The 25,184-nt window shown below is 69.9% G+C and carries 22 protein-coding genes; 11 read left to right on the top strand and 11 right to left on the bottom strand.

Annotation, left to right across the window (positions count from 1 at the left end):
• Positions 1-23: 23 nt before the first annotated feature.
• Positions 24-353, bottom strand: a complete 330-nt coding sequence (locus ACZ7PG_RS40810; protein ID WP_470244551.1) for a plasmid stabilization protein — start codon at positions 351-353, stop codon at positions 24-26.
• A 151-nt stretch (positions 354-504) separates the two neighbouring features.
• Here ACZ7PG_RS40810 and ACZ7PG_RS40805 point away from each other — a divergent pair, with 151 nt between their 5' ends.
• Entirely contained in the window at positions 505-1,467 is a 963-nt protein-coding gene (locus ACZ7PG_RS40805) for a TIGR03557 family F420-dependent LLM class oxidoreductase (RefSeq protein WP_470244550.1), read from the top strand.
• A gap of 84 nt (positions 1,468-1,551) precedes the next feature.
• On the top strand, positions 1,552-3,264 hold the full coding sequence (gene ctaD / locus ACZ7PG_RS40800) for an aa3-type cytochrome oxidase subunit I (RefSeq protein WP_470244549.1): 1,713 nt from the start codon (positions 1,552-1,554) through the stop codon (positions 3,262-3,264).
• A gap of 9 nt (positions 3,265-3,273) precedes the next feature.
• Here ctaD and ACZ7PG_RS40795 read toward each other — a convergent pair whose 3' ends face one another.
• On the bottom strand, positions 3,274-3,609 hold the full coding sequence (locus ACZ7PG_RS40795; protein WP_470244548.1) for an STAS domain-containing protein: 336 nt from the start codon (positions 3,607-3,609) through the stop codon (positions 3,274-3,276).
• A 329-nt stretch (positions 3,610-3,938) separates the two neighbouring features.
• Between ACZ7PG_RS40795 and ACZ7PG_RS40790 the strand changes: the two genes are divergently transcribed.
• Positions 3,939-4,670 (top strand): ANTAR domain-containing response regulator, encoded by a 732-nt coding sequence (locus tag ACZ7PG_RS40790; RefSeq protein WP_470244547.1) that lies wholly within the window; start codon positions 3,939-3,941, stop codon positions 4,668-4,670.
• A gap of 19 nt (positions 4,671-4,689) precedes the next feature.
• Here the strand turns inward: ACZ7PG_RS40790 and ACZ7PG_RS40785 are convergent, their stop codons facing one another.
• On the bottom strand, positions 4,690-4,905 hold the full coding sequence (locus tag ACZ7PG_RS40785; RefSeq protein WP_470244546.1) for a hypothetical protein: 216 nt from the start codon (positions 4,903-4,905) through the stop codon (positions 4,690-4,692).
• A gap of 188 nt (positions 4,906-5,093) precedes the next feature.
• Here ACZ7PG_RS40785 and ACZ7PG_RS40780 point away from each other — a divergent pair, with 188 nt between their 5' ends.
• From ACZ7PG_RS40780 to ACZ7PG_RS40770, 3 genes are all read left to right on the top strand, one after another.
• Positions 5,094-5,294 carry a hypothetical protein gene (locus tag ACZ7PG_RS40780; protein WP_470244545.1) on the top strand — a complete coding sequence of 67 codons (201 nt, stop codon included), beginning with the start codon at positions 5,094-5,096 and terminating at the stop codon, positions 5,292-5,294.
• Between the two features lie 126 nt (positions 5,295-5,420).
• The gene (ku, locus tag ACZ7PG_RS40775; RefSeq protein ID WP_470244544.1) at positions 5,421-6,326 is read left to right on the top strand and encodes a non-homologous end joining protein Ku; all 906 of its coding nucleotides are present in this window, start codon (positions 5,421-5,423) and stop codon (positions 6,324-6,326) included.
• Entirely contained in the window at positions 6,323-7,450 is a 1,128-nt protein-coding gene (locus ACZ7PG_RS40770) for an NAD(P)-dependent malic enzyme (RefSeq protein ID WP_470244543.1), read from the top strand. Before ku ends, ACZ7PG_RS40770 begins: the two co-directional genes overlap by 4 nt.
• A gap of 24 nt (positions 7,451-7,474) precedes the next feature.
• Here ACZ7PG_RS40770 and ACZ7PG_RS40765 read toward each other — a convergent pair whose 3' ends face one another.
• The 6 genes from ACZ7PG_RS40765 to ACZ7PG_RS40740 form a co-directional block, all read right to left on the bottom strand.
• Entirely contained in the window at positions 7,475-7,771 is a 297-nt protein-coding gene (locus ACZ7PG_RS40765; RefSeq protein ID WP_470244542.1) for a DUF3040 domain-containing protein, read from the bottom strand.
• A 74-nt stretch (positions 7,772-7,845) separates the two neighbouring features.
• Positions 7,846-9,612, bottom strand: coding sequence for an IlvD/Edd family dehydratase (locus tag ACZ7PG_RS40760; protein ID WP_470244541.1), 1,767 nt, complete (start codon positions 9,610-9,612; stop codon positions 7,846-7,848).
• A gap of 226 nt (positions 9,613-9,838) precedes the next feature.
• On the bottom strand, positions 9,839-11,251 hold the full coding sequence (locus ACZ7PG_RS40755; RefSeq protein WP_470244540.1) for a GH1 family beta-glucosidase: 1,413 nt from the start codon (positions 11,249-11,251) through the stop codon (positions 9,839-9,841).
• Complete coding sequence (locus tag ACZ7PG_RS40750) at positions 11,248-12,120, bottom strand: carbohydrate ABC transporter permease (protein WP_470244539.1); 873 nt, start codon at positions 12,118-12,120, stop codon at positions 11,248-11,250. Before ACZ7PG_RS40750 ends, ACZ7PG_RS40755 begins: the two co-directional genes overlap by 4 nt.
• A complete protein-coding gene (locus ACZ7PG_RS40745) occupies positions 12,117-13,106 on the bottom strand; it encodes a carbohydrate ABC transporter permease (protein ID WP_470244538.1) in 990 nt (329 codons plus the stop codon). Before ACZ7PG_RS40745 ends, ACZ7PG_RS40750 begins: the two co-directional genes overlap by 4 nt.
• A 4-nt stretch (positions 13,107-13,110) precedes the next feature.
• Positions 13,111-14,415 (bottom strand): ABC transporter substrate-binding protein, encoded by a 1,305-nt coding sequence (locus ACZ7PG_RS40740; protein ID WP_470244537.1) that lies wholly within the window; start codon positions 14,413-14,415, stop codon positions 13,111-13,113.
• 250 nt (positions 14,416-14,665) lie between these two features.
• On the opposite strand from ACZ7PG_RS40740, the gene ACZ7PG_RS40735 reads away from it, so the two are divergent.
• The 5 genes from ACZ7PG_RS40735 to ACZ7PG_RS40715 all read left to right on the top strand — a co-directional run bounded on the left by ACZ7PG_RS40735 (position 14,666) and on the right by ACZ7PG_RS40715 (position 23,252).
• Positions 14,666-15,661, top strand: a complete 996-nt coding sequence (locus ACZ7PG_RS40735) for a LacI family DNA-binding transcriptional regulator (protein WP_470244536.1) — start codon at positions 14,666-14,668, stop codon at positions 15,659-15,661.
• 507 nt (positions 15,662-16,168) lie between these two features.
• Positions 16,169-19,048 (top strand): glycoside hydrolase family 48 protein, encoded by a 2,880-nt coding sequence (locus ACZ7PG_RS40730; RefSeq protein ID WP_470244535.1) that lies wholly within the window; start codon positions 16,169-16,171, stop codon positions 19,046-19,048.
• A gap of 10 nt (positions 19,049-19,058) precedes the next feature.
• Positions 19,059-20,579, top strand: coding sequence for a cellulase family glycosylhydrolase (locus ACZ7PG_RS40725; RefSeq protein WP_470244534.1), 1,521 nt, complete (start codon positions 19,059-19,061; stop codon positions 20,577-20,579).
• Between the two features lie 26 nt (positions 20,580-20,605).
• A complete protein-coding gene (locus ACZ7PG_RS40720; RefSeq protein ID WP_470244533.1) occupies positions 20,606-22,408 on the top strand; it encodes a glycoside hydrolase family 6 protein in 1,803 nt (600 codons plus the stop codon).
• Positions 22,409-22,490: 82 nt separating this feature from the next.
• The gene (locus ACZ7PG_RS40715) at positions 22,491-23,252 is read left to right on the top strand and encodes a GH12 family glycosyl hydrolase domain-containing protein (protein ID WP_470244532.1); all 762 of its coding nucleotides are present in this window, start codon (positions 22,491-22,493) and stop codon (positions 23,250-23,252) included.
• Here the strand turns inward: ACZ7PG_RS40715 and ACZ7PG_RS40710 are convergent.
• On the bottom strand, positions 23,249-23,773 hold the full coding sequence (locus ACZ7PG_RS40710) for a GNAT family N-acetyltransferase (protein ID WP_470244531.1): 525 nt from the start codon (positions 23,771-23,773) through the stop codon (positions 23,249-23,251). The genes ACZ7PG_RS40715 and ACZ7PG_RS40710 overlap by 4 nt on opposite strands.
• A 105-nt stretch (positions 23,774-23,878) precedes the next feature.
• Positions 23,879-25,150 carry an ABC transporter substrate-binding protein gene (locus tag ACZ7PG_RS40705; protein WP_470244530.1) on the bottom strand — a complete coding sequence of 424 codons (1,272 nt, stop codon included), beginning with the start codon at positions 25,148-25,150 and terminating at the stop codon, positions 23,879-23,881.
• Positions 25,151-25,184: the final 34 nt, after the last annotated feature.

Genomic DNA, 25,184 nt, shown 5'->3' with positions numbered 1-25,184 from the left:
CTGGTCAGGGATTTCCGGTTTAGTCACCGGCCGAGCGCCCGTTCGAGCTCCTTCTTGGTCATCTTGGAGCGGCCGTCGATGTTCCGCTTCTTCGCTTCGTTGTAGAGCTGGTCCTTCGTCGGGCCGCCGGGACCCTTCCCCTTGCCGGCCCGCTCGCCGCCGCGCTGCTGCGGGGACTTGTCCTGGAGCGACGACCTGCTGGCCTGCCGGGACTCACCGGCCTGCGCGCGGTTCTTGTTGACCGTGCGGGCCGCGATCTCCTTCGCCCGCTTCTCACCGACGCCGCGGTCCTCGGCCGAGTCCTTGACGTGCTCGTACTGACGCTCGCGCTTCTTGCTCCACGACTGAGGCATGGGCCGCTCCTTCCGCTCCGGGGCTGGGTACCCCGTCGATCATGAGGTAAACGCCACTTCCGGGCGGTGAGCGGCGTCTTCCCGTCACGCTGGGCAGCCGGTTACCCACGCCGGGAGCGGGTAAGCGGAGCGGGACGGAAAGGAGGCGCCGATGCGGATCGGGTACACGCTGATGACCGAGCAGACCGGGCCGAACGAGCTGGTCCGGTTCGCCGCCGGAGCGGAGCAGGCCGGCTTCGACTTCGAGGTGATGAGCGACCACTACTCGCCCTGGCTGGCCGAACAGGGGCACTCGCCCTACGCCTGGAGCGTGCTGGGCGCTGTCACGCAGGTCACCGACCGCGCTGAGCTGATGACGTTCGTGACCTGCCCGACCATGCGCTACCACCCGGCCGTGGTCGCGCAGAAGGCGGCGACCGTGCAGGCGCTGTCGGGCGGGCGATTCACCCTCGGGCTCGGGGCGGGCGAGAACCTCAACGAGCACGTCGTGGGCCGCGGCTGGCCGCCGGCGAACGTCCGGCACGACATGCTCGCCGAGGCCGTGCAGATCATCGGCGGCCTGTTCGACGGCGGCTACTTCGACTACGAGGGGAAGCACTTCCGCGTCGACTCGGCGAAGCTGTGGGACCTGCCCGAGAAGCGGACGCCGATCGGGATCGCGGTGTCGGGTTCGCAGTCGATCCAGCGGTTCGCCCCGGTGGCCGACGCGATGATCGCGGTCGAGCCGAAGGCGGCGCTGTCGAGCGAGTGGGACGCGACGAAGCTCGGCCCGCCGAGCCGCAAGATCGCGCAGCTGCCCGTGTCGTGGGGCACCGACCGCGACGCGGCCGTGCGGCGCGCGCACGAGCAGTTCCGCTGGTTCGCCGGCGGCTGGAAGGTCAACGCCGAGCTGCCGGGCCCGGCCGGGTTCGCCGGCGCCACCCAGTTCGTCCGCGAGGACGACGTCGCCGGCTCGATCGCCTGCGGCCCGGACGTCGAGCCGATCGTCGAGGGTATCCGCGAGTTCGCCGAGGCGGGCTTCACCGACGTCGCGCTGATCCAGATCGGCGGTGACCAGCAGGAAGGCTTCCTGGACTTCGCCGAAAAAGAGCTGCTCCCGGCGTTGCGGGAGTAGCTCCACCCGTTCGGGCTAGCGCGGAACGCCGTCGGCAGGAGTAATACCCGCAGTACGGGAGAAGTCCGGCGACGGGAGTTGCGGATGACCGACGTGAAGCCGACCCTGCGGGCGGTGCCCCTGGCGGTGGCGCGACGCGGACCCAAAGGCGGGACGCTGCTCGCGCTGCTGCGCACCACCGACCCGAAGCAGATCGGGCTGCTGTACCTGACGACGTCGTTCGCCTTCTTCATGGCGGGCGGCGCGATGGCGCTGCTGATGCGCGGCGAGCTGGCCCGGCCGGGGCTGCAGTTCCTGTCGCCGGAGCAGTACAACCAGCTCTTCACCATGCACGGCACGATCATGCTGCTGCTCTACGCCACCCCGAACCTCTTCGGGTTCGCGAACTACATCCTGCCGCTGCAGATCGGCGCGCCGGACGTCGCGTTCCCGCGGCTCAACGGCTTCGCCTACTGGCTCTACCTGTTCGGCGGGCTGATCGTCATCAGCTCGTTCCTCACCCCGGGCGGCGCGCCCGACTTCGGCTGGACGGCCTACACCCCGCTGTCCAACGCCATCCACTCGCCGGGCATCGGCGGCGACCTGTGGATCATGGGCCTGATCGTGTCCGGGCTCGGCACCATCCTCGGCGCGGTCAACATGGTCACCACGATCGTGTGCCTGCGCGCGCCCGGGATGACGATGTGGCGGATGCCGATCTTCACCTGGAACATCCTGTTCACCGCGGTCCTGATCATGCTGGCGTTCCCGATCCTCACGGCGGCGCTGTTCGGCCTCGAAGCGGACCGCCGGCTCGGGGCGCACGTGTTCGACCCCGAAAACGGCGGGGCGATCATGTTCCAGCACCTGTTCTGGTTCTTCGGCCACCCCGAGGTCTACATCGTGGCGCTGCCCTACTTCGGGATCGTCACCGAGATCGTGCCGGTGTTCAGCCGGAAACCGCTCTACGGCTACCGGCTGATGGTGTTCGCGACCGTCGCGATCACCGGCCTCTCGGCGGTGGTGTGGGCGCACCACATGTTCGCCACCGGCGCGGTGCTGCTGCCGTTCTTCTCGATCATGACCTTCTTCATCGCCGTGCCGACCGGCATCAAGTTCTTCAACTGGATCGGCACGATGTGGAAGGGGAACCTGACCTTCGAGACGCCGATGCTGTGGGCGGTCGGCTTCATGGTCACGTTCCTGTTCGGCGGCCTCACCGGGATCATCCTGGCGTCGCCGCCGCTGGACTTCCACGTGACCGACAGCTATTTCGTCGTCGCGCACTTCCACTACGTGCTGTTCGGCACGATCGTGTTCGCGACGTTCGCCGGGATCTACTTCTGGTTCCCGAAGATGACCGGCCGGATGCTCGACGAGGGCCTCGGCAAGTGGCACTTCTGGACGACGTTCATCGGCTTCCACACGACGTTCCTGGTGCAGCACTGGCTCGGCGACGAGGGCATGCCGCGCCGGTACGCGGACTACCTGACCTCGGACGGCTTCACGACGCTGAACACGATCTCGACGATCGGCGCGTTCATCCTGGGCGCGTCGACGCTGCCGTTCATCTGGAACGTCGTGAAGAGCTACCGCTACGGCGAACAGGTCCTGGTCGACGACCCGTGGGGCTTCGGCAACAGCCTCGAATGGGCGACGACGTGCTCGCCCCCGCGGCACAACTTCCTGGACCTGCCCCGCATCCGGTCGGAGCGGCCCGCGTTCGAGCTGCACCACCCGGAAGCGGTCGCACGGATGAACGAGGAGCGGCACGTCCGCTCGAAACGGGCCCAGGCCCGGGTGGACGCGTCGCACTGACCCCGGGGCTCAGACCGGTGCGGGCTCCGGGTGCGGTGCCGAGACCGTGAGGCGCCGGTCGGCCTCCGTCACCCGCAAAGCCCGGCGGACCATCGGGTTCGTCCCGGTGCGCACCGACAGCTCGGTGCCGTTCTGCTCGGCCTGCAGCGCCGTGTGCAGGAGCACCCGGACGCCCGCCACACCGAGGAAGTCCACTTCGGACAGATCGAGGGTCAGCCGCTCCGGTCTGGCCCACAGGCGGTCCGAGACGAGGGCGGCCAGATCGCCGGCCGTCGCGGTGTCGAGCGCGCCGCGGACGGTGACCAGCACCGCGTGCGGAGCGGGCCACGTCGTGCGCAGCCGCAAGGAGGGATTTCGGAGCTGGGGGACCATCAAGCCGGTTCGCCGCCGTCCAGATACCGCGCGGGGCCGAAGCGCCGCGCTCGAGGTGTTCCGAGCCGGCTGCTGTGCTGAACCGATGACCGAACCCTAACCGGGTGCGAGCGGTCCGCAACCGTCGTTGCTCCGAACGGGCGTGTGGCGCTCCGCGGCGGTGACCGCTTGTGCCCGCGCTCACCGGGATGCAGTAATCTCGCCCTGGACCCGTTAAAGCGCTAGCGGCCCACTAGTGGCGCGCGCCCGGGTCCTCCCTGGTCAAGAGCGCCCGAAGAACCAAGAAGAAGGGCGTCACCAGGATGACGGGCGGCCATGAGCAGCTCACCGCGCGGCTGGACGAAGTGACTGTCGCGATGGAGTCCCTGACCGCGATGCTGGACTCGGAACTCGACCTGGGCCAGATGTTGCAGGCGGTGTGCGATCACGTGGTGCAGGTGGTGCCGGGGGCCGACATGGCCAGCATCACCCTGGTGCGCGAAGGCGTGCCGGAAACGGTGGCCAGCACGGACCAGCGGGCCGTGAACTTCGACCGCGAGCAGTACCGGATCGGGGACGGCCCGTGCCTGCGCGCGGCCGAGACCGGCCAGCCGGTGCGCGTCGGCGTCGGCGCGGTGGGCGACGTCTGGCCGCAGTTCGTGTCGAAGGCCGAGCAGCTGGGCGTGGCGAGCTTCCTGGCCGCGCCGCTGACCGTCGACGAGGACATGTCCGGCGCGGTGAACCTGTTCGGCTTCGGCGAGCACGGCTTCAGCGAGCTGAGCACGAAGATCCTCGAGCTGTACACGGCGACGGTGGTGGTCGGCCTGCGCAGCGCGCGCCGGTACTTCGCGGCGCGCGAGCTGATCGACCAGCTGAACCGCGCGCTCGAGACGCGCGCGGTGATCGACCAGGCCAAGGGGATCCTGATGGCCGCGCACCGGATCAGCGCCGAGGAGGCGTTCCAGCGGCTGGTGAAGCGCTCCCAGGACGGCAACCGGAAGCTGCACGAGGTGGCGGCGGAGTTCGTGGAGGCGGTCGCGACCACGACCGCGTGACGGGAGCCGGCCCGCTGGGCTACGGCTGGCCGGTCGGGACCTCGTCCGGCGGGGCCTCGGTCTCCGTCAGCGGGTCGGGCCGGTGCCTGCTTCGCTGGCACGTCGTGCAGACCAGGGTCCGGCCGAGCACGGTCCCGTCGTCGGCCACGACCTGGGCGACGTGCATCGTCGGGAACCCGCAGACTTCGCAGGGCAGCGACCCGTCCTCACGGCTGATGCGGAGCTGGGTGCCCATCCGGCCTCCTGGTGTGACTTGGGTCTCACATACCTTGCCGGTTTCCCGGTCGGAACCGGCCGAATTCACTCGTTCGGCCTAGTCTCGGCTGTCTCCGGGAACCCGTTCGGTGCCTCTTGTGTTGGGTGGGATGAGACCGGGTAATCGCCTCGGCGAAGCGTGACCGGGGAGTGCCGGAGGGGAGAAACATGCGAGACAAGCGGAACGACCTTCGACCGGTGGCGGACCTCCTCCTGGAGGGCGGGGACACGCCGGAGCAGGCTTCGACGCGGCGCAAGGCGGCCCTGGCCGTCGCCGCGAACGCCAAGGACGCCGAAGACTGCGCCCAGCTGCTCGACATGCTGGGCCTGCACCGGTCCGGCGGCCGCAGCAGCAGCGAAGTCGCCTGACGCACGACGCTCCCGGAGCCCGCCGAGACCACCCGTCCGGCGGGCTCCGGCGCGTCACCCTCCGCTACCACGCCGCGTTTCGGGCACCGGCCACGCGGGTATCGCTGCCGGTGAGGAGGTCGAGACATGGCCAGACCGGTGTGGAGCGGTGCGCTGAGCCTCGGGCTGGTCACCGTTCCGGTGGAGCTGTACCCGGCGGTGGCGGACCACACGATCCACTTCCACCAGTTCGAACGCGGCACGTCCGACCGGATCCGCAACCGCCGCGTCAACGAGCGGACCGGCGACGAGGTGACCCAGGACGAGATCGTCAAGGGCTACGACCTCGGCGGCGGCGACCACGTGCTCGTCGAGCCCGACGAGCTGGACGAGATCGCCCCCGAGCGGTCCCGGCGGATCGACATCGAGCAGTTCGTCGGGCTGGCCGAGATCGACCCCTGGTTCTTCGACCGCACGTACTGGCTCAAGCCGGCGAAGGAGGACTTCGCCAAGGCGTACGGCCTGCTGCTGCAGGCGATGGACCGCAGCGAGAAGGCGGGCGTCGCGAAGTTCGTGCTGCGCGGCAAGGAGTACCTCTGCGCGATCCGCGCGGGCGAGGACGTGATGGTGCTCAACACGCTGCACTTCGTCGCGGACCTGCGGAAGCCGAAGGACGTCATGGGCGGCCTGCCCAGCCTGCCGAAGCCGCGGCCCAAGGAGCTCGACATGGCACTCGCGCTCGTCGACGAGATGACGTCGCCGTGGAAGCCGGCCGACTACCGCGACGAGTACTCCGAGCGCGTCGAGAAGCTGATCAAGGCCAAGGAACAGGGCAAGGAGATCGCCCACGAGGAGGAGCCGGAGCCGTCGGCCGACGTCGTCGACCTCTTCGAGGCGCTGTCACGCAGCGTGAAGAACCGCAAGGGCGGCGGCAAGAAGGACCTCTCCGGCCTGTCCAAGTCCGAACTGGGCAAGCTGGCCCGCGAGCAGGGTGTGAAGGGGCGTTCGAAGATGACGCGCGCCCAATTGGAGAAGGCGCTGAAGGCATCGTGAGCCGGAGCCGGGGAAAGCTCGAAGTCGCGACCCGCGTCGCCCTGGACACCCCCGGCGACCTGGCCGAGCACTACACGCCGGGCGTCGCGGACCAGGCGAAGCGGATCGCGGACGATCCGTCGGCGCTCGCCCGCGAGACCGTGAAGGCCAACTCCGTCGCCATCGTGTCCGACGGGTCGGCGCTGCTCGGGCTCGGCGACCAGGGCCCGGCCGCCGCGTTGCCCGTGCTGGAGGGCAAGGCGGCGCTGCTCAAGCGGTTCGCCGACGTCGACGCGTGGCCGATCTGCCCGGTCAGCCGCGAACCCGACGACCTCGTGCGCACCGTGAAGGACCTCGCGACCTCCTTCGGCGCGATCAACCTCGAGGACATCGCCGCGCCGCGGTGCTTCACGATCGAGCGGCGCCTGCACGACCAGCTGGACATCCCGGTCTTCCACGACGACCAACACGGCACGGCGGTCGTCGTGCTCGGCGCCCTGCACAACGCGCTGAAGCTGACCGGCCGCGAGCCCGGGGACACGTCGGTCGTCATCGCCGGCGCCGGCGCGGCGGGCAGCGCGATCGCGCGGCTGCTGCTGCGCGCGGGCTACCGCGCCGAAGGGATCGTCGTCTGCGACAGCGAAGGCGTGCTGCACGCGGGCCGCGACCTGATGGGGGAGAAGCACTGGCTGGCGGAGAACACCAACCCCGCAGGGGCCACCGGAAGCGTGCGGGACGCGGTGCGCGACGCGGACGTCTTCGTCGGCGTCAGCGCGGGTGGCCTCCTCGAGCCGGCCGACATCGCCGCGATGGCCGACCGGGCGATCGTGTTCGCGCTGGCCGACCCGGATCCGGAGGTCGACCCGGACGCGGCGCGCGAGCACGCGGAGGTCGTCGCCACCGGACGCGGCGACCATCCCAACCAGATCACCACCGTGCTGGCGTTCCCGGGCATGTTCCGCGGCCTGCTCGACTCGGGTGCGGCGCGGGTGACCGGGGAGATGCTGCTGGCGGCGTCGCGCGCACTGGCCGACGTGGTGGGCGAAGACCTGGACGCGGGGCGCATCGTGCCGAGCGTGTTCGACGAGGCGCTGGTGCCGGCGGTGGCGGAGGCGGTCATCGGCGCGGCGAAAGCGGCCGAATAGACCGAAATGTCCACTGTGGACCGGTCAGGGCCGCTCGGTGCCGTCCGCGGCCGGACCGCGGGCCGTCTCGGCGCGGGCGATGTGCCACGCCACGAGGGCGCCGGCGCCGACCGTGCCCCACAGCACGAGCCCGGCGTCGCGGGCGAACAGGCCGACGACCAGCATGAGCCCCGCGGTGATGTCGGACAGCACGAGCAACAGGTTCCACCGCCTGGCTTCCCGCGGGGTGCGGCCGGCGAAGGCTGCCGCGAACGCGGGGTCGCTCGCCTGCAGCTCCGCCTCGATCTCGCGCAGAGCGTGGCGTTCGCGATCCGGCAGCATGGGGGCCTCCTCGCCTCGGCTATCGCAGTGGTACCCGTTCCGCCGGCGACCGAAGCGGCACTTTCCGGGGAAAGTCAGTGGTTGTCGCGGGGGATGCCCTTGGTCTTCGCGATCCGCTGGTACGCCACCGCCGGGCGCAGCACCATGCCGTCGCAGAGCTGGTCGACCATCGACCGCTGGATCTCCTGCCACGGGGTCTGCGCTTCCGGGACCGGGTACCCGCCCGACTCTGCCAGCTCCTTGTGCCGCAGCGCGAGCTCTTCGTCCGGGATGAGCACGTTCGCGGTGCCGGCGGCGAGGTCGATCCGCACCCGGTCGCCGGTCCGCAGCACCGCCAGCCCGCCGCCGGCCGCGGCTTCGGGGGACGCGTTGAGGATCGACGGCGACCCGGACGTGCCGGACTGGCGGCCGTCGCCGAGGCACGGCAGCTCGTGCACCCCGCGCTTGATCAGCTCGGCGGGCGGGCGCATGTTGACGACCTCGGCCGAGCCCGGGTAGCCGAGCGGGCCGGTGCCGCGCATGACGAGCAGCGAGTGCTCGTCGACGCCGAGGTCCGGGTCGTCGATGCGGGCGTGGTAGTCCTCGGGGCCGTCGAACACGACCGCCGTGCCCTCGTAGACGCCGCCGGTCAGGTACCGGCGGCGGAACTCGGGCGAGATCACGCTCGACTTCATGATCGCCGCGTCGAAGAGGTTGCCCTTGAGGACGAGGAACCCGGCGTCGGCGGTGAGGGCGGTGTCGAAGGTCCGGATGACGTCCCGGTCGCCGGCTTCGGCGTCGCGGCAGTTGTCGCCGAGCGTGCGGCCGTTGACCGTCGGCGCGTCCTCGTGGACGAGCCCGTGCCGCATCAGCTCGTGCACCACCGCCGGGACGCCGCCGGCGCGGTGGAACTCCTCGCCGAGGTACTTCCCGGCCGGCTGGAGGTCGACCAGCAGCGGGACGCGGTGGCCGAGCCGCTGCCAGTCGTCGAGGGGCAGGTCGACGCCGACGTGCCGGGCGATCGCGCCGATGTGGATGGGCGCGTTGGTCGAGCCGCCGATCGCCGAGCTCACCACGATGGCGTTCTCGAACGCTTCGCGCGTCAGGATGTCGGACGGCTTGAGGTCCTCGCGCACCAGCTCCACGATCCTTCGTCCGGTCAGGTAGGCCATCCGAGCGCGGTCTCGGTGCGGTGCGGGGATGGCGGCGCAGCCGGGCAGGCTCATCCCGAGCGCCTCGGCGAGCGCGTTCATCGTCGAGGCGGTGCCCATGGTGTTGCAGTGCCCCGGTGACGGCGCGGACGACGCCACGAGCTCCATGAACCCGGCGTCGTCGATCTCGCCGGCGGCGAGCAGCTCGCGGGCCTTCCAGACGATCGTGCCGGACCCGGTGCGCTCGCCGTTGTGCCAGCCGTTGAGCATGGGACCGCCGGAGAGCACGATCGACGGGATGTCGACGGTCGCGGCGGCCATCAGGCAGGCCGGGGTCGTCTTGTCGCAGCCGGTGGTGAGGACGACGCCGTCGATCGGGTAGCCGTAGAGCGTCTCGACCAGGCCCAGGTAGGCGAGGTTGCGGTCCAGGGCCGCGGTGGGGCGCTTGCCGGTCTCCTGGATGGGGTGGACCGGGAACTCGATGGCGATCCCGCCGGCCTCGCGGATGCCCTCGCGGGTGCGGTCGGCGAGCTGGAGGTGGTGGCGGTTGCAGGGGGAGAGGTCGGAGCCGGTCTGGGCGATGCCGATGATGGGTTTGCCGGACTGCAGCTCTTCCCTGGTCAAGCCCCAGTTCATGTACCGCTCCAGGTAGAGGGCGGTCATTCCGGGGTCGGCGGGGTTGTTGAACCAAGCTTCGCTGCGCAGTCCCATACTGGTCAGTCTGTCAATGCGGCGGCTGGGATGCACGCTTTGGTGGGTGGGCAAGCCCTTCCGGCACCCCGAAGCCTTCATTGTGACTACGGCCGGCAACACCGCGTCAAGGCGGGAAAGATGCCTTGACCCGGTGCTGCCGGCCGTGTTTTGGCTTCGGATCGGGGTGCGGGGGGTCTGGGTTCTCGTCGGTGGCTGGTCTCGAGGTCCCTCGCGGTGCCCCGTGTCAGCCCAGGCCGTTCAAGCCGATCACTCGGGAGTACCAGTGGGCGCTGCGCTTCAGCGTTCGGACCTGTGTCGCGTAGTCGACGTGGATCAGGCCGAACCTCTTCGCGTACCCCTCGGCCCACTCGAAGTTGTCGAGCAATGACCAGTAGAAGTACCCGCGTAGGTCTACGCCCGCCGCCACGGCGTCGTGCGCTGCTCGGAGGTGGGAGTCCAAGAACGCCACGCGGTCGGTGTCGACGATGTCGCCGCCGTCGGAGACTATGTCCGGGTACGCCGCTCCGTTCTCCGTGATGTACAGCGGCACGCTTCGGTAGCCGCGGTGGACCTGCAGCAGCGACTCCGTCAGGCCGGCCGGCTGGACCTCCCAGCCGGAGTCCGTGCGGGGGGCCGCCGGGTCCGGGACGAAGTGGACGTCGCCCGCTCCGACCCACTCCGGGCCCGCCGGCTCGCTGCCCGGCACCGGACGGCCCGCCACCCGGTAGTCGCGGTAGTAGTTCACGCCCAGCCAGTCGATGTGCGCCGCGATGATCGCCGCGTCCTCCGCCCGGACCATGTCCCCCAGCCCGAACGGTGCGAGGTCGGCCACCAGGTCGTCCGGGTAGCCGCCGCGCAGCACCGGGTCCAGGAACAGCCGGTTCTGCAGGCCGTCGATCCGGCGGGCCGCGGAGACGTCGGAGACGTTCGCCGGGTCGTGCGGCACGACCGGGTAGAGGTTGAGCGTGATGCCGGCCGGGACGCCCGGCGCGTGGCGGCGGATCACGTCCATCGCCAGCCCGTGCCCCAGCAGCAGGTGGTGCGTGGCGGCCACGGCGGCCGGGTGGTCGGTGCGGCCGGGTGCGTGGATGCCGCCCGCGTAGCCGAGCATCGCCGCGCACCACGGCTCGTTCAGCGTCGACCAGCTCGCGACGCGGTCACCGAGGCGCTCCAGCACCGTCTCGGCGTACTCGGCGAACCGGTAGGCGGTGTCCCGGTTCGTCCAGCCGCCCCGCTCTTCGAGCGCCTGGGGGAGGTCCCAGTGGTAGAGCGTCGCCCACGGCTCGATGCCGGCCTCCAGCAGGCTGTCGACCAGCCGGTCGTAGAAGGCGAGCCCGGCGGCGTTGGGGGCGCCGCCGTCCGGGCGCACCCGGGGCCACGCCAGCGAGAAGCGGTAGGCGCCGAGGCCGAGCCGGCGCATCAGGCCGACGTCCTCGGAGTACCGGTGGTAGTGGTCGGCGGCCGGGTCGCCGGTGTCGCCGCCCACGACCGCACCCGGGCGGCGGGCGAAGACGTCCCAGACCGAGTCGGTGCGCCCGTCGGCCGTGGTGGCCCCTTCGACCTGGAACGCCGCCGTGGCGGCGCCCCAGACGAAGCCGGGCGGGAACATCTGCGCGGTCTCCGCCCGAACGCTGTCGGGATGTACGGACATGGTCACCCTTTCACGGCACCTTGCATGATCCCGGCCACGATCTGGCGGCCGAGGAGGACGAAGACGATGAGGATCGGGATGGTGGCCAGGGTCGTGCCGGCCAGCACCAGCGAATAGTCGACGTAGTAGCCGCTCTGGAGCTTCTCCAGCGCGACCTGGACGGTCGGGTTGCCCGCGTCCAGGACCACCAGCGGCCACAGGAAGTCGTTCCACGACATCATGAACGTGAACATCGCCAGGATCGCCGCGGCCGGCCGGACCGCGGGCAGGCAGACGTTCCAGAAGATCCGGATCATGCTGCAGCCGTCGACGCGCGCGGCCTCGATCAGCTCGTACGGCAGCGCGTCCACTGTGTACTGCCGCATCCAGAACACGCCGAACGCGGTGACCAGGTTGGGCACGATCACCGCTGTCAGGCTCCCCGTCCAGCCCAGCTCGGACATCGCGATGAACAGCGGGATGATGCCCAGCTGGGTGGGCACCGCGAGCGTGACGACGATGAACACGAACAGCTTGTTGCGCCCCCGGAACCGCAGTTTCGCGAAGGCGAACCCGGCCAGCGACGAGAACAGCACCGTCGTCAGCGTCACCGTGCCGGACACGATGACGCTGTTGGCCAGTGCCTTCCAGAACGGCACGGTGTCGAACACCCGCGCGGCGTTGGCGAAGAAGTTGCCGCCGGGCACGAACGGCGGGATGCGCTCGGTGAGCATCCCGTTGTCGCGGCTGGCCACCAGGAACGACCAGTAGAACGGGAACAGCGAACCGAGCACGAAGATCGCCAGCACGACGTAGGTCGCCTTGCGTGGCTTGCCGAGCGTGGCGACTCTTCGTCGGAGTCCCGTTTTCGAAATGTCGCTGTGGAGGGTGGTCATTTCTTCTTCACCGCCTGGGGACGCGCGATCCGGCCGGTGAGGAAGAAGTTCACCAGCGCGATGAGCACGATGATCACGAACAGCACCCAGGCGATCGCCGAGGCGTAACCGAGATCGGCGTTCTGGAACGCCGTCTGGTAGAGGTACAGCGTCACGGTCTGGAACTGGTTGGTGGAACCGCCGTTGTTCGACCCGGGCATGGCGTCGAACAGCTTCGGCTCGGTGAAGATCTGCAGGCCGCCGATCGTCGAGGTGATCGTGACGAAGATCAGCGTCGGCCGGAGCAGCGGCAGGGTGACGTTCCAGAAGCGGCGCCACGTGCCGGCGCCGTCGATCAGGGCCGCTTCGTGCAGCTCCTTCGGAATGGCCTGCATGGCCGCGAGCACGATCAGGGCGTTGTAACCGGTCCAGCGCCAGTTGACCATGATCGCGATCGCGACGTGGCTGCCGAAGCGGCTGGCCTGCCAGTCGACCGGATCCAGCCCGATGGTCTGCAGCACGCCGTTGATCAACCCGTACTTCGGGCCGAAGAGGTTGGCGAAGATGATGCCGATGGCGACGAGGCTGGCCGCGTACGGCAGCAGGATGCCCACCCGCCAGCCGGTCGCACCGCGCAGCCGGGCGCCGAGCAGGGCCGCCAGCAGCACGGCGATGATGATCTGCGGGATGCTGGAGAGCAGGAAGATGCTGATCGTGTTCGTCAGCGCGTTCCAGAACTGCGCGTCGGCGAAGAGCTCCTTGAAGTTGTCGAGGCCGATGAAGTCGGGGTCGTCGCTGCCGGCTTCCCACTTGAACAGCGAGACGTACGCGGTGTACAGCAGCGGGAACAGCCCGACGATCCCGAAGAGGATGAAGAACGGCGCGATGTAGAGGTACGGCGAGACCTTGACGTCCCACCGGCTCAACCGGTGACGGAAGGTGGGCCGGGGAGACGTTCGCTCCCCGGCCTTACTCCCTTCCGGCGCGACCTTGTCGAGGACGGTCATCGGCTCAGCGCGTGATCTTCTTCGCGGCGTCGACCATCTGGTTCCAGCCGTCCGCCGCCGACTTGCCCTGTTCGACCGCCTGCAGTGCCGGGCTGGAGGCGTTCTCCTGGATCTGGCCGTCGCCCGGGCCCTTGTACTGCGGCTTCTGGACCTTCTTGGCCTGCTCGGCGAACAGCTCGCCGACCTTCGTGCCGCCGAAGTAGTCGTCGGTCTTGCTCAGCAGCGCGGGGTCCGTGAGGGCCTTGACCTGGCTCGGGAAGGTGCCCTTGGCCTGGAACGCCTTGATCTGCTGCTCCGGCGCGGTCAGCCACGCGGCCAGCTCGGCGGCTTCCTTCGGGTGCTTCGACTGCGTCGGCACGGTCAGGTACGAGCCGCCCCAGTTCCCGCCGCCGCCGGGGAAGGCCGCGGTGACCGCCCACTTGCCGGCGTTCTCGGGGCCCGCCTGCTCCTTGATCACGCCGAGCATCCACGCCGGGCACACCTTCGTGGCGAACGCGCCCTGCTTGAAGCCGGTGTTCCACTCGTTGCTGAACGCGGTCAGCTTGGCCGACTCGCCCTTGGCGACGGCGTCGGTGACCTTGGTCCAGGCGTCCTTGATGCCCTGGTTGCTCTCGACGGCGAGCTTGTCGTCGCTGCCGATGTAGCCCTGGGGGAGCTGGTTGACCATGGCGTTGAAGTTCTGCGCGGCCGAGTCGAACCAGGCCTTGCCCTTCGACTTGGAGACGTAGTCGGCGCCGGCGGCGAAGTAGCTGTCCCAGGTGGCGAACAGCGGCTTGACCTGCTCGGGGTCGGTCGGCAGGCCGGCGGCCTGGAACATGTCCTTGCGGTAGCACATGGCGAGCGGGCCGATGTCGGTGCCGTAGCCGATGAGCTTGCCGTCCTTGGTCTTGGCGGCGTCGTACTTCCAGCTCAGCCAGCGGTCGGGGGAGGCGTCGGCCGGCCCGATCTTGCTCAGGTCGTTGAACTTCGAGCCCTTGTCGAGGAAGTCGGACAGGTGGCCCTCTTCGAGTGCCGTGACGTCGGCGAGGCCCGAGCCGGCGGCGAGCTTGGTGACGAGGTCCTCGTGGTACGGGCCGCCCTGGCCGGTCTTGCGGTGGGTGATCTTGATGTTCGGGTGCAGCCGCTCGTACTCCGGGATGAGTGCCTCGTAGCCGAACTCGGTGAACGTCGCCAGCGTCAGGTCCACGTGCTCGTTCGGGCCCGCCGCGGGCGGGGTGCTGCTGTCACCGCCGCTGCCGCAAGCCGTGGCGCCGAGCGCCGTCATCGTGATGCCCAGTGCGAGGACCAGGCCGTTCCGGATCGTTCTCACGTGTTCAACCACCTTGTTGACGGGAATGAGCGCTCTCACTGCTGGGAGCCCGACTGGGAGCGCTCCCAGGTGTCGCAGAGTCTGCTGGGGGCCTTCACCGGTGTCAAGGGGTCGTGACCGGAGTGTTTCCTGCGAGGAGCGCTCCCGGACTTCGTCTCCGCCTGCCGGTTAAGCTGTCGGCGTCCAGGTGGTTGTGGGAGCGAGGGCGGTAGGCGTGGGGCCTCGAGCAGGGGATGAAGAGCGGCCGACGTTGGAGGATGTCGCGGCGTTCGCCGGCGTGTCGCGGTCGACGGCGTCGCGCGCGTTGAACGACGACGCGTACGTCAGCGCGGCGGCGCGCGAGAAGGTGCAGGCCGCGGCCCGTGACCTGGGCTATTCCCCGAACCAGGCGGCTCGTTCGCTGGTCACCCGGCGCACCGGCGCGATCGCGGTGGTGCTGTCCGAGCCCGAGGACCTGCTGCTCGACGACCCGTACCGCGCCGCCGTCATGCGGGCCGGCTACCGGGAGCTCGCCGACGTCGGCCGCCAGATGGTGCTGATCTTCAGCGACACCCGGCAGGACCTGAGCCGGACCGTGCGGTTCCTCGAGGGCGGCCACGTCGACGGCGCGCTGGTGTTCGCGCCGCACCGGGCCGACCCGCTGCCCAAGGCGCTGCGGCTGCTGCGGATCCCGGTGGTGTTCGGCGGGCAGGCGGCCGGCATCCGCCGCGGCGTCCACGTCGTCGACTTCGACAACGAGGGCGGCGCCCGCCTGGCGGTGGAGCACCTGGTCGCGGCCGGGCGGCGGAGGATCGGGACGGTCGCCGGGCCGCAGGACCAGAGCGCCCCGATCGACCGGCTCGCCGGCTGGCGCAAGACCCTACTCGACGCCGGGCTCGACCCCGCCGACCTGGCCGAAGAGGCCGACTTCACGCTGTCCGGCGGCGCTTCCGCGATGTCGGCGTTGCTCGCGCGGCACCCGGACCTCGACGCGGTCTTCGTCGCGAGCGACATGATGGCGGTGGGCGCGTTGCGCACGCTGGACGCGGCCGGCCGTCGCATCCCCGAAGACGTCGCGGTGGTCAGCTTCGACGACAACGCCACGCTGGCCCCGGCCATGGACCCGCCCCTGACGTCGGTGCACCAGTCCCCGCGCGAGCAGGTCCACGCCATGGTCGAGACGCTGATGCAGCTCCTCGACGACCAGAGCCTCAAGCCGCGGCAGCAGATCCTCCCGGTCTCCCTGGCGGTCCGCGCCTCGAGCTGACCGTGTCGTCCACCTGCGTACGCGTGTCGTCCATCCGCGTACGCGTGTCGTCCGGCTGAGTCCGGGACCAGTGCCGTGCCGGGATGGCCGACACGCGTACTTGCGTGGACGACACGCGTACCTGGATGGACGACACGGTGGGGGGCGCCGGTGGCTGGGAGCGGTCCCGCCTGAGGTGCACGCCTTCGGCGCTAAACGGTGTTCGCTCGGCACTCCGCGTGACCGTTTCGCTGGGCCGTTCGAGTGACGCGGCGACCATCGGCCGCGGCTGTTCAGGAGTGTTCAGTGGGCCGGGGCGAGCCGGGAGCGTAGGTGTGACGTCCGCGGCCGCGGTGTCCTTCTGACTCGATTCTTTACATCCACGTTTCCGGCTGGCTACCGTCTGCGCCTGGAAGCGCTCCCAGATCGCTGGCTCCCTACGGACAAAGGAGTTCCGAAGCCATGCGTTCCTCTCCCCGATGGCGCCCTGTGCGCCGAACGCGCTGGTTACGCGGCCGCGCGCTGAGCATGGCCTCGGCCGTGGTCGCGTTCACCGCCGCGCTGGTCGTCCCCTCCTCGGCGCTCGCCGCCGACGTCGCCTGTTCCGTCACCTACACCACCAACGACTGGGACACCGGGTTCACCGCCAACGTCTCGCTCCGCAACGACGGCGCGGCACTCGACAGCTGGAAGGTCGGCTGGACGTTCCTCGACGGCCAGAAGGTCCAGCAGGGGTGGAGCGCCACCTTCGCCCAGTCCGGTGCCGCGGTCACCGCGACGAACCTCTCCTACAACGGCCACCTCGACACCGGCGCCAGCACGAGCTTCGGCTTCAACGGCTCGAAGGGCTCCGCCAACCGCCCGCCCACCGACTTCTCGGTCAACGGCACCGCCTGCACCGGCGCCAACAAGGCTCCGACCGTCAGCCTGACGTCGCCCACCGCAGGCGGCACCTACTACGCCCCGGCCACCATCCCGCTCGCCGCCACGGCGGCCGACACCGACGGCACCATCAGCAAGGTCGAGTTCTACGCCGGCGACACGCTGCTGGCCACCGACACGGCCTCGCCGTTCGAGGGCAGCTGGGCCAACGTCCCCGCCGGGACGTACTCGGTCACGGCCAAGGCCTACGACAACAAGAACGCCTCGACGACCTCGACCCCGGTGAGCGTGAAGGTCCTCTCCGGGCCCACGATCGTCGCGACGCCGTCGACCGCGCAGGTCAAGCAGGGCGGGACGACGACGTTCGCCGTCTCCCTCGCCGGCGCACCCACCGGCTCGGTCACGGTCGGCGTGGCGAGGACCGCGGGCAGCACCGACCTCACCGCGACCCCGACGAGCCTCACCTTCACGTCGGCGAACTGGAGCACGCCGCAGAACGTCACCGTGAAGAGCGCCGACAACGGGGGAGCGCTGGGCAGCGCGACCTTCACCGCGAGCAGCAGCGGCTACACCGCGGCCACGGTGACGGTGAACGAGATCTCGTCGTCCACATCGGACTACCAGCTCGCGTTCCTGACCCAGTACAACAAGATCAAGGACCCGAACAACGGCTACTTCCGCAAGTTCGGCAGCATCCTGGTGCCCTACCACTCGATCGAGACGCTGATCGTCGAGGCGCCGGACCACGGTCACGAGACGACGTCGGAGGCATTCAGCTACTACCTGTGGCTGGAGGCGTCCTACGGGCGGATCACCGGTGACTGGTCGCCGTTCAACCAGGCGTGGACGTCGATCGAGACCTACGCGATCCCGTCCGCGGCCGACCAGCCGGGCAACTCCGGCTACAACGCGAGCAAGCCCGCCACCTACGCGGCCGAGTACCCGAGCCCGAAGCAGTACCCGTCCCAGCTGCAGTCCGGCGTGTCCGTCGGCGCCGACCCGATCGCGGCGGAGCTGAAGGCGGCCTACGGCTCGGCGGACGTCTACGGCATGCACTGGCTGCTCGACGTCGACAACATCTACAAGTTCGGCCACTGCGAGGACGGCACGAACACCGCGCCCGCGTTCATCAACACTTTCCAGCGCGGTTCGCAGGAGTCGGTCTGGGAGACGGTCACCCAGCCCAGCTGCGACATCCTGAAGTTCGGCGGCAAGAACGGCTACCTCGACCTGTTCACCGGCGACTCGTCGTACGCGAAGCAGTGGAAGTACACCGACGCGCCCGACGCGGACGCCCGCGCCGTGCAGGTGGCCTTCCAGGCCGAGAAGTGGGCCGCCGCGCAGGGCAAGAGCTCGGACGTCGCCGCTGTGGTCAAGAAGGCGTCGAAGATGGGCGACTACCTGCGGTACTCGCTGTTCGACAAGTACTTCAAGAAGATCGGCAACTGCGTCGGCGCGTCGAGCTGCGCGGCCGGCAGCGGCAAGGACAGCGAGCACTACCTCGTCTCCTGGTACTACGCCTGGGGTGGGTCGATGGACTCGGCCAGCGCGTGGGCCTGGCGCATCGGTGACGGCGCGGCCCACCAGGGCTACCAGAACCCGCTGGCGGCGTACGCGCTGTCGACGGACCCGGGTCTGAAGGTCACCTCGGCCACCGGCGCGAGCGACTGGGCGACCAGCCTCGGCCGGCAGCTGGAGTTCCTGCAGTGGCTGCAGTCGTCCGAAGGCGGGCTCGCCGGCGGCGCGACCAACAGCTGGGAGGGCCAGTACGGCACCCCGCCGTCCGGCACGCCGACGTTCTACGGGATGTTCTACGACCAGCAGCCGGTCTGGCACGACCCGCCGAGCAACCAGTGGTTCGGCTTCCAGACGTGGGGCATGGAACGGATCGCCGAGTACTACCAGGCGACCGGCGACGCCCGCGCGAAGAAGATCCTCGACAAGTGGGTCCCGTGGGCGATCGCGAACACCACGGTCGGTGCCGGCGGGAGCTTCCAGATCCCGGCCGACCTCGGCTGGAGCGGTGCGCCGGACACGTGGAACGCGTCCAGCCCGGGGTCGAACACGAGCCTGCACGTCACGGTGAAGAACTACAGCAACGACGTCGGGGTCGCGGCCTCGCTGGCCAAGACGCTGCTCTACTACGCGTCCGGGTCGAGCAACGCCTCGGCGAAGACCGTAGGGGAGCAGCTGCTCACGGCGCTCTCGGCGAACACCGACACGCAGGGCATCGCGGTGCCGGAGACCCGGACGGACTACAACCGGTTCGACGACGCCTACAACGCCACGACGGACCAGGGGCTGTACGTGCCCACGGGCTGGACGGGCACGATGCCGAACGGCGACGCGATCAACTCCAGCTCCACGTTCGAGTCGATCCGGTCGTTCTACAAGAGCGATCCACAGTGGCCGAAGGTCCAGTCCTACCTGGACGGTGGCGCCGCGCCGACGTTCACCTACCACCGGTTCTGGGCGCAGTCGGAGATCGCCACGGCGTTCGCCGCCCACGTCGCCCTGTTCGGCTGAAAGGCACTCGATGAAGCGACTGCTCGCTCTCGCGGTCGCCGCACTGGTCGGGGGCGCCGTTCTCACGGCGTCCCCGGCCACCGCGGCCCCCGCGGCTTCCGGTACCGGGACCGGCTACTGGCACGCGTCCGGTTCCCAGCTCGTCGACGCCACCGGTGCGCCGGTGCGGATGACCGGCGTCAACTGGTTCGGTGCCGAGACCGGCAACTACTCGCCGCACGGCCTGTGGAGCCGCAACTACAAGGACATGCTCGACCAGATGGCCGGCCTCGGCTACAACACGCTGCGGCTGCCGTACTCCAACCAGCTGTTCGACGCCGGCGTCAAGCCGAACAGCATCGACGCCGTCCAAAACCCCGACCTGCAAGGGCTTTCCGGCCTCCAGGTGCTCGACAAGATCATCGCGTACGCCGGCACGAAGGGCATGCGCGTCATCCTCGACCAGCACCGGCCGGACTCCGGCGCGCAGTCCCCGCTCTGGTACACCAGCGCGTACCCGGAGAGCCGCTGGCTGTCCGACTGGACGATGCTCGCCCAGCACTACAAGGGCAACACGACGGTGATCGGCGCCGACCTGCACAACGAGCCGCACTCGATCCAGGGTGGCGGCGGCGCGTGCTGGGGCTGCGGCGACACCGCGACCGACTGGCGGCTCGCCGCCGAACGCGGCGGCAACGCCGTCCTGGCGGCCAACCCCGACTGGCTGGTCATCGTCGAGGGCGTCGACTGCGTCAGCGGCACCGGCGACCCGCAGTGCGGCTGGTGGGGCGGCAACCTCTCCGGTGCCCGCCAGTTCCCGGTGCGACTGTCCAAACCGGACAAGCTGGTGTACTCGGCGCACGAGTACGCGACGTCGGTGTTCGCCCAGCCGTGGTTCTCCGACCCGGCGTTCCCGGCGAACCTGCCGGCGCTGTGGGACCACTTCTTCGGCTACCTGCAGAAGCAGAACATCGCGCCGGTGCTGCTCGGCGAGTTCGGCACCACCCTCGCCGACCCGCGCGACAAGACCTGGCTGCAGGAGCTGATGAAGTACTCGGGCACCGGCACGACCGGGATGAGCTTCACGTACTGGTCGTGGAACCCGAACTCGGGCGACACCGGCGGCATCCTCAACGACGACTGGACGACGGTCAACCAGGCCAAGCAGGCGATCCTGCAGCCGTACCTGATCCCGCCGGTGGGCTCGGGTGGCGGGACGACCGACCCGCCGCCCGCGGTGAGCTGCGCGGTCACCTACCACGTCGACAACGCGTGGCAGGGCGGTTTCGTGGCGTCGGTGACGCTGAAGAACTCCGGCACCACGCCGCTGAAGACCTGGGCGCTCGGCTGGACCGTGCCTTCGGGAACGCAGATCACCGGCGGCTGGGGCGCCACCGTCACCCAGTCCGGACAGCAGGCGACGGCCAAGGCGCCCACCTGGGCGCCGGACCTGGCCGGCGGCGCTTCGACGTCGATCGGCTTCCAGGCGACCGGCGCCTCGACCGGCAGCCCGAGCGGCTTCGCCATCGGTTCCACCCCCTGCAGCGCCTGACCCGACAACACGAAGGAGCACACTCGATGAAGAGTGAATTCTGGTCCCCGAAGAGGAAGGTGCGGCTCGCCGCGGCTTCCTCGGTGACGGCCGCCGCGGTCGTCGCCGGGCTGCTGGTGGCGGGCGGCAGCCCGGCGGTCGCCGCCACCGGCTGCAAGGTCACCTACGCGACCAACCTGTACGAGCCCGGGTTCACCGCGAACATCACGGTGACCAACCTGGGCGACCCGATCACGTCCGGCTGGGACCTCCAGTGGGACTTCGGCGGCAACCAGCAGGTCCAGCAGGGCTGGAGCGCGACGTTCACCCAGACCGGCAAGCACGTCAGCGCGAAGAACCCGTCCTGGGGCGCCACGCTGGGGACGAACGCCACCGCGAGCCTCGGCTTCAACGGCCAGTACTCGGGGTCGAACGCCGCCCCGACGTCGTTCACGCTCAACGGGGTCGTCTGCACCGGCAGCACCGGCGACCCGACCACGACGCCCACGACCCCGACGACCCCCACCACCCCGACGACGCCCACCACGGTGACGACCACGCCGAACCCCGGCACCCACGTGGACAACCCGTACTCCGGCGCGAAGGGGTACGTGAACCCGGACTGGTCGGGTGAGGTGAGCGCGGCGGCCGCGGCCAAGGGCGGCACGCTCGGCGCGCAGATGGCCAAGGTGGCCAACACCTCCACGGCCGTCTGGCTGGACCGGATCGCGGCGATCGAGGGCACGTCGAGCGCGCGCGGCCTGCGCGGGCACCTCGACGCGGCGCTGGCCCAGCAGAGCGGCGGCACGCCGGTGACGATCCAGATCGTCGTCTACGACCTGCCGAACCGCGACTGCGCGGCGCTGGCGTCCAACGGTGAGCTGCAGGCCGGGTCGAACGGCCTGGCCCGGTACAAGAGCGAGTACATCGACCCGATCGCCTCGATCCTCTCGGACTCGAAGTACGCGCCGCTGCGGGTCGTCGCGGTCGTCGAGCCGGACTCGCTGCCGAACCTGATCACCAACACCGCGACGGCCAAGTGCGCCGAAGCGCAGTCCACCGGCGCGTACACCCAGGGCATCCAGTACGCGCTGAACAAGCTGCACGCGATCTCCAACGTCTACAACTACCTGGACATCGCGCACTCGGCGTGGCTGGGCTGGGACAGCAACTTCCAGCCGTTCGTGAACCTGGTCAAGCAGACGCTGCAGGGCACGACGGCCGGGGTGAACAGCATCGACGGCTTCATCAGCGACACGGCGAACTACACCCCGCTGACCGAGCCGAACCTGCCGGACTCGAACCTCAACGTCGGCGGCCAGCCGCTGCGGTCGGCGACGTTCTACCAGTGGAACCCGTACTTCGCCGAGGTGCCGTTCGCCACGGCGATGTACAACGCGTTCGTCTCCGCGGGCCTGCCGAGCGGCATCGGCATGCTGGTCGACACCTCCCGCAACGGCTGGGGCGGTTCGGCCCGGCCCAGCGGCGCCTCCGGATCCACTGTGGACGCCTACGTCAACTCGGGCCGGATCGACCGGCGGCTGCACCGCGGCAACTGGTGCAACCAGAGCGGTGCGGGGCTGGGCCTGCGGCCCACGGCCTCTCCCGCGGCGCACTTCGACGCCTACGTCTGGATCAAGCCGCCGGGTGAGTCCGACGGTGCGAGCTCGCAGATCCCGAACGACGAGGGCAAGGGCTTCGACCGGATGTGCGACCCGACCTACCACGGCAGCGACCAGGCCAACGGCGGCAACCTGACCGGCGCCCTGCCCAACTCGCCGCTGTCGGGCAAGTGGTTCCAGGCCCAGTTCGAAGAGCTGGTCCAGAACGCCTACCCGCCGGTGTCGTAACCGAAGCTCCCGGGCCGGGCGGTGCCGCGCAGCCGCCGTCCGGCCCGGGTCTCCACCCCTCCCTTCGAGCAGAGGAGCTCCCATGAAGAACCGGCTACGGGCCACACTGGCGTCGTTCGGGGCCGCGAGCGTGCTGCTGTCCGGCGGAGTCGTGCTGACCGCCCCACCGGCCGCGGCCGACACGCAGCTGTGCGACAAGTACGGCTCGCTGCGCATCCAGAGCGGCAAGTACATCGTGCAGAACAACAACTGGGGCGACGACACGACCCAGTGCCTCTCGGTGTCCGCCTCCGGGTTCACCGTCACGACGGCGTCGCACAACCGGCCGACCAACGGCGCGCCGGGCAGCTACCCGTCCGTCTACGCCGGCTGCCACTACGGCAACTGCAGCGCCAACAGCGGGCTGCCCCGCCAGGTCCGGTCGGTCGGCTCGCTGCGGTCCCATGTGGACTACACGACCGTCCAGGCGGGACAGTGGGACGCCGCCTACGACGTCTGGTACGACCCGTCGCCGAACCCGTCCGGGCAGAACACCGGCGCCGAGGTGATGATCTGGGGCAACCACCGGGGTGCCCCGCAGCCGGTCGGCAGCGTGATCGGCACCGCCCAGCTCGCCGGCGCGACGTGGACCGTCTGGTTCGGGAACATCGGCTGGAACGTGATCTCCTACGTCCGGAACTCCGGAACGGACAGTCTCGACGTCAGCCTGTCCGACTTCACCCGGGACGGCGTGAACCGCGGCAAGATCAGCGACGCCTGGTACCTGACGAGCGTCCAGTTCGGGTTCGAGCCGTGGCAGGGCCAGACCGGGCTGGGCGTGCGCTCGTTCAGCGTGTCGGGCTAGAGGTCCTTGCGGAAGGACAGCCGGTCCAGGCCCGGCCCGTCGTAGTCGGGCTGGACCGGCAGGCCGTCGACCTCCTTCGGCCCGGCTTCGGTCACGAACCCCATCCGGGTGTGGAAGGCGTGCGAGCCCTTGTTCACCGGCGAGGTGATGGCGCGGACGGTGCTCCGGCCGTTGGCCCGGCTGTAGGCGAAGAAGCGCTCGTACAGGGCGGCGCCGAGACCCTTGCCGCGCTCGGCGGGGTCGACGCCGACGAAGTGGATGTAGCTCTCGGCCGGCCGGGACGGCGAGAGGAACCCGATCAGGAACGCGACGATCCCGTCGTCGGCGGTCACCAGGAAGCTGCTGCCGGTGAAGTGCTGGAACATCAGCTTGGGCAGGAGGAGGGCCCGCTGGCGGGAGCCTTCGTCCCCGCCGAGGCCGCCCCACCAGGAGTCGAGGACGGCGAGGACGGGCAGGTGGTCGGCCGGTCCGGGGTGGCGGACGGCGTGGCCGGCGAGCGGGGTGAGGTCGGGAGTCGTCACCCGGCCAGGGTGTCAAACGGGGGAGTGCTGCGCGACTGGGTTTGTTTCGTCCACTGTGTCCTGATCGTAGACGGGAGACGCCGGGTGTCCTCCTCCCGGAAGGTGTCAGGGCACCACCCGGTGCACGCCGATGAGCACCTGCTGCCAGACGGCGGCCGGGTCGGCGCCGCGTTCGACCGACTGGAGCGCGGGCGCGACCACCGTCTCCTGGATCTTCCCGTCGCCGGGGCCCTTGTACTGCGGTTTCCCGACCTTCTGCGCCTGGGCGACGAAGACCTGCCCGCTCAGCGCGCCGCCGAAGTAGCCGTTCATCTCGCTGAGCAGGTCGGGGGAGGTGAAGGCGTCGACCTGGCTGGGGAAGTTCCCGCTCGCGCGGAACGCGTGCAGCTGCTGCTCCGGCGCGGTCAGCCAGGCGGCGAGCGCGGCGGCCTCCTTCGGGTGCTCGCTCGCGGCCGGCACGGTGAGGTAGGAGCCGCCCCAGTTGCCGCCGCCGTCCGGGAAGGCGTCGGTGATCGCCCACTTGCCGGCGTTGCCGATCCCGGCCTGCTGCTCGATGACGCCGAGCATCCACGATGGACAGACCTTCGTCGCGAAGGCGCCGAGGCGCAGGCCGTTGTTGCCGTCGTCGGCGAAGGCGGTGAGGCCGGCCGACTGCCCCTGCTTCACGGCGGTGGTGACCTGGTTCCAGGCGTCCCGGAGGGCGGTGTTCGTCTCGAGCGTCGGGTGGTCTTCGCGGTCGAGGTAGCCGACCGGGAGCTGGTTGACCATGGCGTTGAAGTTCTGCGCCGCGGAGTCGAACCACGCCTTGCCCTTCGAGCGCTTGACGTACTTCTCGCCGGCCGTGAAGTAGCTGTCCCAGGTCGCGAACATTGTCTTGACCGAACCGGGGTCGGTCGGCAGCCCGGCCGCCTCGAGGAGGTCCTTGCGGTAGCACATCGCGAGCGGGCCGATGTCCGTGCCGTAGCCGACGAGCTTGCCGTCCTTGCTGCGGCCGGCCTCGTACTTCCACTCCAGCCACCGGCCCGGCTTGACGTCCGGCGGGCCGATTTCGGCCAGGTCGGCGAACTTCGCGGACTGCGCGAGGACGTCGGAGAGGTGGCCCTCCTCGACGGCCTGGACGTCGGCGAGGCCCTGTCCGCTCTGCAGCTTGCCCAGCAGGTCCTGGTGGTACGGGCCGCCCTGGTCGGTCTTCACCTGGCGGACGTCGATCCCGGGGTGGGTGAACTTGTACCCGGGGATCAGGTCGTCGTAGCCGAACTCGCCGAAGGTCGCCAGGGTGAGCGTGATGCGCTCGGGCGTGGCGGGGCCGCAGCCGCCGGTCAGCACGACCAGGACGATGGCGACGGCGACGGCCAGCCGCCTTCGGATCAGCCTCATGCGCTCCCCCTCCGGGGCTCACTCCCTCGTGATT

It is taken from the genome of Amycolatopsis sp. NPDC114504 (assembly GCF_055633595.1).
Note: the sequence above shows the minus strand (reverse complement) of the source record. Positions and strands in the feature narration are given on the sequence as shown.